We start from the raw sequence: 12,091 nt of genomic DNA, 5'->3' as shown, positions 1-12,091 counted from the left end.
GACTCTATCAGATGCTTTTCGCTTCCGACTTCCTCGGTGCTTTCCAGGTTCTCGCTTTCGCGTTTCCCTTTCCGGCGGTTCCGACTCTACCAGATCCTTTCGGGCCTGATTCCCAGTCAGCGGGGTTTGCCTTCCGGGCTGTTGGGCCCTTCCGACGTTCCAAACCCTAGCGGATCTCTCAGGCGACTCATAATCAAGTCTTCGAAATGAATTTCGGCATGCCGAAATTCGTCCCGGCTGGGGATCATGCTGAGTTTGGTTGCCGCTACTGCGGCGGGAGTGGCTGTCCCGAAACCGACCGGCTCCGTGACAACTCGAAGAATCTTACGGATCGGCCGGGGACGTGTCAAGCGAAGCTCTGGTCCTCGGCACGCACCGTTCGGAGGCGACCGGCCCCCGTCCCGGACCCGTCCCGGACCCCGTCCTGTCCTCGGCCCGGCCCCCCTGCTGGTCCAGCTCGGTCAGTCCAGGTCGGTCAGGCGTCCGCCGGCGTCCGGCTGGGCGTGTTCCACGCGGCGCAGGAGGCGGATCAGCATCTCGCCGAGCGCACCGCGCTCATCGCCCGAGAGGTCCTGGAGCAGCTCCTCCTCGAAGTCGGAGGCCATCCGCATCGCCTCCAGCCACTTCGCACGGCCCTCGTCCGTCAGCTCCACGATCACCCGGACGCGGTTGCTCTCGTCGCGGTCCCGCGTGACCAGGCCTTCACCCGCCATGCGGTCGATGCGGTGGGTCATGGCGGCCGGGGTGAGTCCGAGACGCCTGGCGAGTTCGCCGGGGCCCAGACGGTAGGGGGCGCCCGAGATCACGAGGGTCTTGAGGACTTCCCACTCGGCGTTGCTGATGCCCAGATCGGAGACCTGGCGGCCGTACGCGACGTTCATGCGGCGGTTCAGCCGGCCGAGCGCCGAGACGACCTTCTCGACCTGGGGGTCGAGGTCGCGGAACTCGCGCTGGTACGCGGCGATCTGCTCGTCGAGGCTCGGCTCCTGGAGATCCGGCGGGCCGGGCTTCTCGGGGGTGTCGGACATCGGGGAAGTATGGCACGCACCCGTCCTGCCATTGAACTTCTTCGGTGTATATTGTTGAAGTCGGTACTTTAGCTTCTAAGTCTTCACGCTTGAGTCCTTCGGCGGAAGCCAGAGCTTTTCGAACTTCGATCTCTTCAGGCAGGTGAGTGTGACCAGGGCGATGGGCGGCGCGATGCGCCGGATCCAGACGGGGAACGCGCTGAGCGCGTTCGGGCTGGGTTTCACGGTTCCGTATCTCTATGTCTACGTGGCGCAGGTACGGGATCTCGGCGCGAGCACGGCCGGGATCGTGCTGGCGGTCTTCGCCATGGCCGCGCTCGTCGTGCTCCCGTTCACCGGGCGGGTCATCGACCGGCGCGGCCCGCTTCCCGTACTCGTGGGTGGCGCCGTGCTGGCGGCCGTGGGTGCGCTCGGCATGGGGGTGTCCGGCGGCGTGCTGATGGCCGTCCTGTCCGCCGCCCTGCTGGGGGCGGGAACCGCCGTCATGCAGCCGGCGCTGGCCACGATGATCGTGTGGTCCTCGACCCCGTCCACGCGGACCCGGGCCTTCGCGACGCAGTTCTTCCTCGCGAACCTGGGGCTCGGCGTCGGCGGGCTCATCGGCGGACAGATCGTCGACGTGCACAGGGCCGGCAGCTTCACGCTGCTGTTCGCCATCGAGGCCGTCATGTTCCTCGTACTGGCGGCCATCGCCGTCACCGTCCGGCTGCCCCGGCCCACCGCCCTCCCCGGAGTCCTTCCCGGCGACGCGGGCGCCTCCGCCAAGGGCGGGCTCCGGGTCCTGCTGAAGCACCGGGCGATGGTGCAGCTGTCGGTCCTGAGCTTCGTGATCTTCTTCGCCTGTTACGGACAGTTCGAGTCGGGACTCGCCGCGTACGGCACCGAAGCCGCCGGGATCGACCCGTCGGCGCTCGGGATCGCGCTGGCCGCCAACACGGCGATGATCGTGGTCGCGCAGTTCGTGGTGCTCCGGCTGGTCGAGCGGCGCAAGCGCAGCCGGGTGATCGCGGCGGTCGGGCTGCTCTGGGCCTTCTCCTGGCTCGTCGCGGGGTACGCGGGGCTCGGGCACGGCAGCCAGACGATGGCCACGGCCGCGTTCATCTCGACGTACGCGCTCTTCGGGCTCGGCGAGGCGATGCTGACGCCGACCCTGGTACCGCTGGTGGCCGACCTGGCGCCGGCGTCGATGGTCGGCCAATACAACTCGGTGTTCGCACTGGTCAAGCAGCTCGCGCTGGCGGTCGGGCCGGTGGTGGGCGGACCGATGGGGGCCGCCCTGCCCGGTCCGTACGTCGTGACGTTCGTGCTCTTCTCGCTCGGCATCACCGTGCTGGCACTGCGGCTGGGCGGGCGGCTCACGCCCGTACAGGACCAGCCGGGGCTCGTGTCGGCGTCCCGGGTGGTCGTGCAGCACCTGCCCGAATCCCCCTCGGTGGGGCAGGGCGAATCAGTGGGGCAGGGCGAACTCGCACCAGACCGCCTTGCCACCGCCCGGGGTACGGCGTGATCCCCAGGACGAGGCGATCGTCGCGACGATAGAGATTCCGCGGCCCGCCTCGTCCGCCGGTTCGGCGCGGCGGCGGCGCGGCAGATGGTCGTCGCCGTCCGTCACCTCGATGATCAGCCGGCGGTCGGTACGGCGGAGCCTGAGACGCATGGGCGGCGTGCCGTGCTGGAGGGAGTTCGCCACCAGCTCACCGGCGGCCAGGACACCCAGGTCGCACAGCTCGACGGGGAAACGCCAGGAGGCGAGGACCCCGGTGGCGAAGGCACGGGCGCGCGGAGCGGCCTCGATGCCGCCGAGCAGTTCGAGCGCCGCGTTGTGGAACAGCTCCGCGTCCGGGCCCGTACGGGACGGGTACTGGAGGACGAGCACCGCGACGTCGTCGTCGTGGTCGGCGGTGACGCCGAGGGAGCGGATCAGCCGGTCGCAGACCACCTGGGGTGAGCCCTGCGCGCCGGACAGCGCGCGCTCCAGGGAGGCGACACCTTCGTCGATGTCCTCGCCGCGCCGCTCGACCAGGCCGTCCGTATAGAGGACGGCGGTGGAGCCGGGCGGCAGCGGGATCGATTCCGAGGTGTGCTGCCAGCCGCCGGTGCCGAGCGGCGGGCCGGTCGGGTCCGCGGCGCGCTGGACCGTACCGTCCTCGGCGCGCACCAGGATCGGCAGATGGCCGGCCGAGGCGTAGACGAGCTTTCCGTCGTTGGGGTCGTGGACGGCGTAGACGCAGGTGGCGATCTGGCTGGCATCGATCTCGGCGGCGAGTCCGTCGAGCAGCTGGAGCACCTCGTGCGGCGGCAGGTCGAGCCGGGCGTAGGCGCGGACGGCGGTACGCAGCTGGCCCATGACGGCCGCCGCGCGGACGCCCCGGCCCATGACGTCACCGATGACCAGGGCCGTACGCCCGGCGCCGAGCGTGATCACGTCGTACCAGTCGCCGCCGACCGCCGCGTCCGCGCCACCCGGCTGGTAGGTGGCGGCGACCCGCAGATCGTCGGGCTGCTCCAGCTCCTGGGGGAGCAGGGAGCGCTGGAGGGTGACGGCGGTCTGGCGGTGCCGGCGTTCGCTGGTGCGCAACCGCTCGGCAGCCTCGGCGTGGTCGGTGACATCGGCGGCGAAGATGAGGACGCCACCGGTGCCCCGGCAGTCGACGGGCGTGCAGGTGACCGTGTAGGAGCCTTCACCCCGCTGGGCCGCGGCACTCTCGGCGCCCGCTCCTTCGGCCCCCTTGCCCTGGCCGTTCGCCTGGCTCTGGGCGCGGACGTGGACCTTGCGGGATTTGACGGTGCGGGACTTGCCGCTGCGCAGCACCTGGTCCAGCAGCGGGAACAGGCCGAGCTCGGCCAGTTCGGGGCAGCTCTCGGCCGCGGTGGCGCCCGCCGGGCGTGGGCCGAAGGCGGCGCTGTACGCGTCGTTGACGTACGCGACGCGGTGCTCGGGGCCGTGGACGAGCGCGACGAGGGCGGGCAGCTCGCCGAGGATCTCCCGTACGGAGAGGTCTTCGAGGGCGGGAACGTCCGTGACGGGCTCGGGCTGCCGCTCGTACTCACCGCGGGCCGCGGGCACGGAACCGCGGTCCGTCCGCGCTGCGGCGCGGCGCTGTGTACCGGGGAGCCGGGCGCTCCAACGCGTGAAGTTCACGAATTCTCAGCCTCATGAGGTCGTTTGCTGTTCGTCCGGTCCGGCTGGTCGGGCCGGGCAGGTCGTCGGGGCCGGTTGCGCCGGGCGGGCCGGATCACTCTGTGCAGACGTGAACCAACCTATGGTCACACGTCCAGTGTGGCCGACCGCACTGACAGCGGCGCCGGCCATGCTCGGTCGTTGACGCCGGACACCGCGCGAACGCCGTCGTCACTGGTCCTCGGGGCGGTCCCCGCCTGCGGCGAGTTCGAATTCGGCTCGCGGGTGTTCCAGCGAACCGAGCGACACGATCTCCCTCTTGAAGAGTCCGGAGAGGGTCCATTCGGCGAGGACACGGGCCTTCCGGTTGACGGTGGGGATGCGGCTGAGGTGGTAGACGCGGTGTATCAGCCAGGCCGGACAGCCCTTGACCTTGTGGCCGTAGACGTGCGCCACGCCTTTGTGGAGGCCGAGGGACGCGACGGAGCCGACGTACGCGTGACGGTAGTCCTGGAGCGGTTCGCCGCGCAGGGAAGCGAGGATGTTCCCGGCGAGGACCTTGGCCTGACGCACGGCGTGCTGGGCGTTGGGGGCGCACGCCCGGCCGGGTTCGGCGGCGGTCAGGTCGGGGACGGCGGCGGCGTCGCCGGCCGCCCACGCGTGCTCGGCGCCGTCGACCGTGAGCTGGGCGGTGCAGGTGAGGCGGCCGCGCTCGTCGAGGGGGAGATCACTGGCGGCGAGGACGGGGTGCGGCTTGACGCCGGCGGTCCAGACGACGGTCCGGGTGCGGAAGCGGGTGCCGTCGCTCAGCGCGGCGACCCGGTGCTCGCAGGAGTCGAGGCGGGTGTCGAGCCGTACGTCGATATTGCGGGCGCGCAGCTCGCGGACGGCGTAGGTGCCCAGCTCCTCGCCGACCTCGGGGAGGATCCGGCCGGTGGCCTCGACGAGGATCCACTTCAGGTCGTCGGCCTTGATGTTGTGGTAGTACCGCGTGGCGTAGCGGGCCATGTCCTCCAGCTCGGCGAGCGCCTCGACGCCCGCGTAGCCGCCGCCGACGAAGACGAAGGTCAGCGCGGCGTCACGGATGGCGGGGTCGCGGGTGGAGGAGGCGATGTCCATCTGCTCGATGACGTGGTTGCGCAGGCCGATGGCCTCCTCGACGGTCTTGAAGCCGACACCGTGCTCGGCGAGGCCGGGGACCGGGAGGGTGCGGGAGACGGAGCCCGGCGCGAGGACGATGTCGTCGTAGGCGATCTCGACGGTGCCGGTGCCGTCCTCCCCGGAAGCGAGGGTCTTGACCGTGGCCGTGCGCCGGGCGTGGTCGATGGCGGTGGCCTCCCCGACGACGATCTCGCAGCCGTCGAGCACGCGGCGGAGCGGAACGACGACATGACGGGGTGAGATGTTCCCGGCGGCCGCCTCCGGCAGGAACGGCTGATAGGTCATATAAGGGTCGGGGGATACGACGGTGACCTTCGCTTCGCCGCTCTTCAGCTTCCGCTGGAGGCGCAGTGCCGTGTACATCCCGACGTAGCCGCCGCCGACCACGAGAATGCGCGCGCCGGGCGTGGGTGCGGGGGTCGTCCCCCGAGAAATCTCAGCCTTCACCATCCCATGACGCAACGGGCTCCGGGGTTTGTCCACAGCCCCGGCAAATTGTGTGACCGGAGCCCGTCAGCCGCGCCGGGCGGGCAAAAGCGCCGGTATTGACGAAGGCGCGCAGGTCAGCGGGGGCGTGGCGGGTGGTGGCCGGAGGGGGCATCAGGAATCTTCCGGTCCTTGCTCCGATCGGGGGGCGCTCTGTGCGGAACTGCCTCTTCTGAATTGACGCGGCCTCAACTATGTTCGTACGTCGTCGGGGTGTCTGGCTGTGACCGGTCGGACACGCGACTGTCAGGGCAGGGAGTCTCCGGGGGGAGACATCATGACCGGGGGAACGCTCATGCACATTCAGGATTCGCATTGGCAGGCCGCCGTCATCGGGGGCGGCGACGGGCGGGCGGCGGTGACCGGGGCCGGGGTGGGTGCGGCCGGGATGAGCGGGGCCGGCCGGTCCACGCCGCTCCGGGTGGACGCGCAGCGCAATCTGGAACACGTACTGCGGGCGGCGCGTGAGGTGTTCGGCGAGCTGGGGTACGGGGCGCCGATGGAGGACGTGGCGCGGCGGGCCCGGGTCGGGGTCGGCACGGTCTACCGGCGCTTCCCGAGCAAGGACGTGCTGGTGCGCCGGATAGCCGAGGAGGAGACGTCCCGGCTGACCGACCAGGCGCGTACGGCGCTGGGTCAGGAGGACGAGCCGTGGTCGGCGCTCTCCCGTTTCCTGCGCACGTCGGCCGCGTCGGGCGCGGGACGGCTACTGCCTCCGCAGGTGCTGCGGGTGGGGGCACCCCCCGAGAACACCACGAACCCCGCGAACACAGCGGGCACGGCGGACACGGCGGACACCGAGCGCATGGCGGACACCGCGAGCCCCGAGCGCACCGCGAACACCACGATGGTGCGCGGCATCCCGGCCGAGGCGCGGGTGCCGCAGCAGCGGCATTCCGGCCGGGCCGAGTTACGGGCGGTCGGGCAGCGGCTTCCGGCGGCGGCTCCGGACGACCCCGGAGCGACGGAACTTCTTGACGTGGTAGGGCAGTTGGTGGAGCGGGCCCGTGCGGTCGGTGCGCTGCGCCGGGATGTGACCGTGGCGGATGTCCTGTTGGTGATAGCCACGGCCGCGCCCTCACTGCCGGATTCGGCGCAGCAGGCGGCGGCTTCGGCGCGGTTGCTGGACATCCTCCTGGAGGGGCTGCGCTCCCGGCCCGAGTGACGGACCGGGTCGCCCGGAAGATCTCGAACTGGCTTACTGCTGACCCTCGTTGATCTTCCCCGAACGGGTGAAGGTGGTTGCTCCGGTCGGCGAAACCTCCCCGGATGAGTGGTTGCCGGACCGGAAGGCCCGGGGGGCGTCGACGCGCTGTGGCACGCTGACTCGGTGTTCGGGTCAGACGGTGCGTACGGGGGCTTCCGCGATGAGCGGTGACGGACGGGACGATCCACGCGGTGGCGGCGGAGGCGGTGCCGACGGCGGGGCGGAACGCGGCGGGACGCCGTCCCGGCAGGTGCCGAACCAGGGCGGGCCGAAGGAGGTGCCGGGCTCCGGTGGCCCTGGTGCTCCCGGTGGTCAGGCCGGCCCCGCCGGTCCCCGGGGCGCTGGTGGTCCCTCTGCCTCAGGTGGCTTCTCACCCTCTGGTGGTCCCGCTGGTCTCGCGGGTCCGGGAGGGTCCGCCGGTGCTGGGGCGAGCGTTCCCGGGCAGGGCGGGCACGGTGGATCGGGGAGGCCCGGAGGTCATGGCGGCGGCGTGCCGATGCAGCGCGAGGGCGGCAGCGAACCCACCATCGAGCTGCCCGTGGTCGGGCCACCGGCGTCCGAACCGTCCGCGCCCGAGCTCTCCCCGTCGGACGCGGACCTGATCCAGCGGGTGCGCGGCGGCGACGACAGCGCGTACGAGGAGCTGTTCCGCAGGCACGCGGAGGCCGTGCGCCGTTATGCCCGTACGTGCTGCCGCGACGCGCACACCGCGGACGATCTGACGGCCGAGGTGTTCGCCCGCACCCTGCAAGCGGTGCGCGGGGGCGCGGGGCCCGAGCAGGCGGTGCGGGCCTATCTGCTGACGACCGTACGGCGCGTGGCGGCATCCTGGACACGGTCCGCGAGGCGGGAGCAACTGGTCGAGGATTTCGCTGCGTTCGCGGTCCAGGCCGCTCGCGCCTCGGAGGTACTGGACGCGGACACCCTCGATCTGGGCGCCGACGTGAAGGCGATGCACGAGGCCGAGCAGTCCATGGCCATGCAGGCGTTCCGCAGTCTGCCCGAGCGCTGGCAGGCGGTGCTCTGGCACACCACGGTCGAGGAGGAGTCGCCGAGCGAGGTCGCGCCGCTCTTCGGGCTGACCGCCAACGCCACGGCGGTGCTGGCCGGCCGGGCCCGTGAGGGGCTGAAGCAGGCCTATCTGCAGGCCCATGTGAGCGCCGCGCTCACCTCGGGCGGCGACTGCTCACGGTATGCCGACCGGCTCGGGGCTTACGCCCGAGGGGGGCTGCGGATGCGGGCCGAGCGCGGGCTCCGCAAACATCTGGAGGAGTGCTCCCGGTGCCGCCTCGCCGTCAGTGAGCTGGAGTTGGTCAATGCCGGTATCCCGGCGCTGATTCCGATCGCGGTGATCGGCTGGTTCGCCGCCGGGTACACGCTCAAGGCCGCCGGGATCGTGGCGGGCGGTGCGGCGGGAGTCGCCGGAGCGGGCGCCGCCGTGGCCGGCGCCTCCGGTGGCGGCGCTTCCGGCGGTGCGGCCGGCGGGGCCGCGCTGGCCGAGGGGGTCGGCACTCCGGTGAAGGCCGGCGTCGCCGGGGTGGTCGCGGTCGCCGCGGCCGCCGGGCTGGTGTGGGCGCTGGTGGGTGACCACGAGCCCGCGCCGAAGCCGGACGCGAAGCCGCCCGTCGCCGCGCCTCTCGTACCGGGCGCCCCGGCCCCTTCGCCGAAGGCGTCCGAGCCGCCGGCGCCGTCCGGCCCCGGACCCGCGCCGAGCCCGTCCCCGAAGAAGCACGCGCCCAGCCGTGCCCCGAAGCCGACCCCGCCGCCCACCCGCAAGCCCACCCGCAAGCCCGCGCCGCCGGTGCCCGCCCCATCCGCGCCGGCCCCGGCCCCGACCGCCACCCCGAAGCCTCCACCGCCGCCCGTACCTGCCGTGTACCAGGTGAACCAGCTCGCGTACGGCGTCCTCGGCGACGGCTCCGGGCCCGAGGTGCGGCTCGGTGGAAGCGGCTGGCTCTGGCAGCGTTCGAGCCTGTCGATCGGCGGTACGCGGTACGGGCACGGCGTGACCATGCACGCCCTGTCCTCGGTCACCATCGACCTCAACCGTGACTGTGAGACGTACGAGGCCGTGGTCGGGGTGGACGATCTGACCCTCGGGCTCGGCGCCGTGCGCTTCTCCGTCTACGGCGACGGCGGGCGGCTCTGGCAGTCGCCCGTACTGCGGGGCGGCGACCCGGCCGTACCCGTACAGGTGGGGATCGCCGGACAGCGGACGATCCGCCTGGCCGTCGAGCCGCACACCCCGTTCGACGTGGTCGCGCTGGCCGACTGGGCGCGATCCCGGATCACCTGCCGCTGACGGGGGAACGGGCCGCACGCTCCCCGGTGTGGGGTACGGCTCCGAGCGGCGGAGTGCGGGAGAGCGGAAGGGCCGACAGGGCGTGGCTGTCCGGGCGGGCGCTGTCCGGGCACTGTCCGGGCGGCCTTCGCGTGGGTCGTCTCACGTGATTCCTCACGCTCCGGGCGCGGGGCGGGCGCTCCGGGCTTGGCCGGGCACGGCGGGCGCGGGCCGGGCGCGACGATGTCCCCGCGGACACGGGGTCGCCCTCACCGACGCGACGCTGCCGGCCGACGCGGCGCCACTCTCACCGATGCAGCGTCGGGCGCGGGATCACGCCGCCCGCCACGGCCCGCTGCCGGGGCGCCGCCGTCCCTGTCCAGCAGGTGCCGCGCCGGGACAGCAGGCGGCGGAGCCACAGCTCCGTGGAGACCAGGTCCGCGAGCCCGTCGAGCGGGACCGGCTCGCCCTCGGCCGCCGCACGCAGCGCTTTGCGTACGACCCGGGCCTCCACCAGGCCCGCGTCGGCCAGCAGCGGCGCGTCGAAGAGACCGATCAGCTCACCGACGGCGAGGCGCAGACCGGCACGGGTGGCGGCGGCGGAGCCGGCCCGGGAGGTCGCGCCCCAGCCCGGCGGCAGGTCGTGGATGCCGGCCCCGGCGAGGACCGTACGGAGCACTTCGGCGCGGGCGCCCGGCTGCACCCGCAGTGCCTCGGGCAGCTCGCGGCAGGCGCGTACGACCTGGTTGTCAAGGAAGGGGGCGTGCAGGCGCTGACTGCGGACCTCGGCGGCTTGTTCGAAGACGCGGTGGTCGGCGGCGTAGCGGGCGAGCGCGGCGCGGGCGCGGGCCTCACCGGGGCGTTGGACGGAGGTGGGACGGCTCGGCGCCGCCGTCAGACGAACCGATACTTCCGCGAGCGCCTCGCCGGTGAGCCAGCGGGCGGCGGGCCCGGGCCTCGACCAGGTGAGAGCGGCCAGCGAGGCGCTCAGCGGGCCGTCAGCCACCGGGACGCCGGGCGCCCGGTTGGCCCTGGGGAGTGCGGCGGCGGCCTGTTCGAGTCCGGTGCGGTACGGCGTACGGGCGAGGCGGCGGGCGGCCCGGTAGACCGTCAGCGGGACGAACAGCGAGGACGGCGCGGGGGGTTCGGCCCGGGCCAGCGCGAGGACGGGGTGCAGCAGGTGGCGCCGGCGCCGGTCCAGCAGCAGGTCGGCCAGGCGGGCCGGGTGGGCGTCGAGCACCTCGCGGGCGCCCGCGCCGGTGAAGTGGTCGGCGCTGCCCGCGGCGAGCCGCCGTCTGTGCCGTTCCGCGGTGACGAGGGAGGGGCCGGGCTCGTCGGTGAGCGGGCCCTCCAGATCGGCGTACGGCAGGGCCTCCTCGCCGGCCGCGACGACGACGTGGTGCAGCCGGGGGTTGGACGCGATGGCGCGGGCACGTTCGAGTTCGGCCTCGTGCCGCCCGCCGGCCGCGAGGTCGTTGAAGGTGACGGCGAGCAGCCGTTCGCCGGCGCCCGTGCCGTGCCCGAGGATCGTGCCCGGCGCTCCGGGCAGCCCGGCGGCGAGCAGGGCGAGGGTCCCGGAGGCGCTGCCGCCGGAGAGGTCGGCGCCGATGCCGGGGACCGGCGCCCCCCGGGCGGCGCGGCGCTCGGCGGGTCCCATGCCGGGGACCGGTCCCGGGTCGGGCGGCAAGGTCTCGGGGGCGTGGCGGGGGGCCAGGAGCCGGGCGCGTACGGCGTCGATGAGCGCGTCCCGTACGCCCTCGACGGCGCGGTCGGGGTCGCGCCGGGGTCCCGCGACGGCCAGGGAGGCGACCTGCTCGTACCCGGTGATCTCGCGTGATCCCTCACGCAGGACGAGCGCGTGGCCGGGCGGGATGCGCTTGACCCCCTCGTACGGGGTGGAGTCGCGCAGTGCTTCCGGCGTCTCGGGGCAGGCGAGGAGCGCGGCCAGGTGCCCGATGTCCAACGGGGCTTCGATGAGGTCGGCGAGGGGCAGGGCGGCGGTGGCGTACGCGGTGCCGCCCGCCCAGGGTGTGTAGAAGACGGGCCGCGCGCCGGCCAGGTCGCCGACGACGGTGATCCGGCGGCCGATCTGGGCGACAGCCGTGTAACTGCCCGACCAGGCGGTGAGATGGCGGAGCGCGCCGCCGCGCGCCGCGAACAGGCCGACCCGCAGCTGTTCGTCGGTGGCGCCGCAGCAGCCGAGGACGGCGAGCCGGGTGCAGGAATCAACGGTGACGACGCGTACCTCGTCGGGACGCCAGTCGCCGACGGCCCACAGCGGATCCGGGTCGCCCCACAGGAGTTGGGAGCCCACGGGATGCACGCTGCGGCTCCCGGAGCTGTCGCCGGCCGCGACCGCCGTACCCGGCGCGCCGAAGCGCGCGGCGATACTGCTCCACCCCACCAACCAGCGCATCGCCGCCTCCACAGCCTGTGGACAAGTCGGGCCTGGGATCAGCCCGAAGCCGTCCGGGGACATGCTGCCATGACAACGGCGCACAGGAGGGCCTACGGAAGCTCGGACGGCAAGACGAATGCGCCCCTGGCATGGGCCATTTGGCGGAGATGCGGTGTTCGCCCGACAGACAGCATTCAGCCAATCTCCGCACCCGGCCCGTCATTTCGGCACCGGCGCGCGCTCGGTCCGGGAGGCGTTCGCCGCCTCCCGGACCGGTCCGCCGCCCGCGGGGATGGGGGCGGCGGTATCCCCCAGCCCACTGGTTCCAGTACGCAGTGGGCCGACCCACGCAGGTCTCATGGAAGCGCTCCCGCTCCCGCCGGGCCTAGAGCGCACGGCCGGGCGCACG

At 73.1% G+C, this 12,091-nt stretch carries 7 protein-coding genes; 3 read left to right on the top strand and 4 right to left on the bottom strand.

Features of this window, described 5'->3' with window-relative positions:
• Positions 1-461: 461 nt before the first annotated feature.
• Complete coding sequence (locus ACIBAE_RS24075) at positions 462-1,028, bottom strand: MarR family winged helix-turn-helix transcriptional regulator (RefSeq protein WP_399289117.1); 567 nt, start codon at positions 1,026-1,028, stop codon at positions 462-464.
• A gap of 160 nt (positions 1,029-1,188) precedes the next feature.
• Here ACIBAE_RS24075 and ACIBAE_RS24070 point away from each other — a divergent pair, with 160 nt between their 5' ends.
• The gene (locus ACIBAE_RS24070; protein WP_399289140.1) at positions 1,189-2,535 is read left to right on the top strand and encodes an MFS transporter; all 1,347 of its coding nucleotides are present in this window, start codon (positions 1,189-1,191) and stop codon (positions 2,533-2,535) included.
• Here the strand turns inward: ACIBAE_RS24070 and ACIBAE_RS24065 are convergent.
• Both ACIBAE_RS24065 and ACIBAE_RS24060 read right to left on the bottom strand, forming a co-directional pair.
• Positions 2,476-4,170 carry a SpoIIE family protein phosphatase gene (locus tag ACIBAE_RS24065; protein ID WP_399289115.1) on the bottom strand — a complete coding sequence of 565 codons (1,695 nt, stop codon included), beginning with the start codon at positions 4,168-4,170 and terminating at the stop codon, positions 2,476-2,478. The two genes, ACIBAE_RS24070 and ACIBAE_RS24065, sit on opposite strands and share 60 nt — an antisense overlap.
• Positions 4,171-4,380: 210 nt before the next feature.
• Positions 4,381-5,760 carry an NAD(P)/FAD-dependent oxidoreductase gene (locus tag ACIBAE_RS24060; RefSeq protein ID WP_399289113.1) on the bottom strand — a complete coding sequence of 460 codons (1,380 nt, stop codon included), beginning with the start codon at positions 5,758-5,760 and terminating at the stop codon, positions 4,381-4,383.
• A gap of 331 nt (positions 5,761-6,091) precedes the next feature.
• On the opposite strand from ACIBAE_RS24060, the gene ACIBAE_RS24055 reads away from it, so the two are divergent.
• Positions 6,092-6,961: a TetR/AcrR family transcriptional regulator gene (locus ACIBAE_RS24055; RefSeq protein WP_399289111.1), complete on the top strand. Its 870-nt coding sequence runs from the start codon at positions 6,092-6,094 to the stop codon at positions 6,959-6,961.
• Between the two features lie 202 nt (positions 6,962-7,163).
• Positions 7,164-9,305 (top strand): sigma-70 family RNA polymerase sigma factor, encoded by a 2,142-nt coding sequence (locus ACIBAE_RS24050; protein ID WP_399289109.1) that lies wholly within the window; start codon positions 7,164-7,166, stop codon positions 9,303-9,305.
• A 286-nt stretch (positions 9,306-9,591) separates the two neighbouring features.
• On the opposite strand, the gene ACIBAE_RS24045 is transcribed toward ACIBAE_RS24050, so the two are convergent.
• On the bottom strand, positions 9,592-11,700 hold the full coding sequence (locus tag ACIBAE_RS24045; RefSeq protein ID WP_399289107.1) for an asparagine synthase-related protein: 2,109 nt from the start codon (positions 11,698-11,700) through the stop codon (positions 9,592-9,594).
• Between the last annotated feature and the right edge of the window lie 391 nt (positions 11,701-12,091).

The organism is Streptomyces sp. NPDC051569, from assembly GCF_044454085.1.
In the GTDB taxonomy this organism is placed as follows: Bacteria; Actinomycetota; Actinomycetes; order Streptomycetales; family Streptomycetaceae; genus Streptomyces.
Note: the sequence above shows the minus strand (reverse complement) of the source record. Positions and strands in the feature narration are given on the sequence as shown.

What these genes read in the sequence shown, in the direction of transcription:
- ACIBAE_RS24045 (WP_399289107.1), bottom strand. Translation starts at nt 11,700, where the DNA reads ATGCGCTGGTTGGTGGGGTGGAGCAGTATCGCCGCGCGCTTCGGCGCG.
- ACIBAE_RS24070 (WP_399289140.1), top strand. Translation starts at nt 1,189, where the DNA reads ATGGGCGGCGCGATGCGCCGGATCCAGACGGGGAACGCGCTGAGCGCG.
- ACIBAE_RS24075 (WP_399289117.1), bottom strand. Translation starts at nt 1,028, where the DNA reads ATGTCCGACACCCCCGAGAAGCCCGGCCCGCCGGATCTCCAGGAGCCG.
- ACIBAE_RS24060 (WP_399289113.1), bottom strand. Translation starts at nt 5,760, where the DNA reads ATGGTGAAGGCTGAGATTTCTCGGGGGACGACCCCCGCACCCACGCCC.
- ACIBAE_RS24055 (WP_399289111.1), top strand. Translation starts at nt 6,092, where the DNA reads ATGCACATTCAGGATTCGCATTGGCAGGCCGCCGTCATCGGGGGCGGC.
- ACIBAE_RS24050 (WP_399289109.1), top strand. Translation starts at nt 7,164, where the DNA reads ATGAGCGGTGACGGACGGGACGATCCACGCGGTGGCGGCGGAGGCGGT.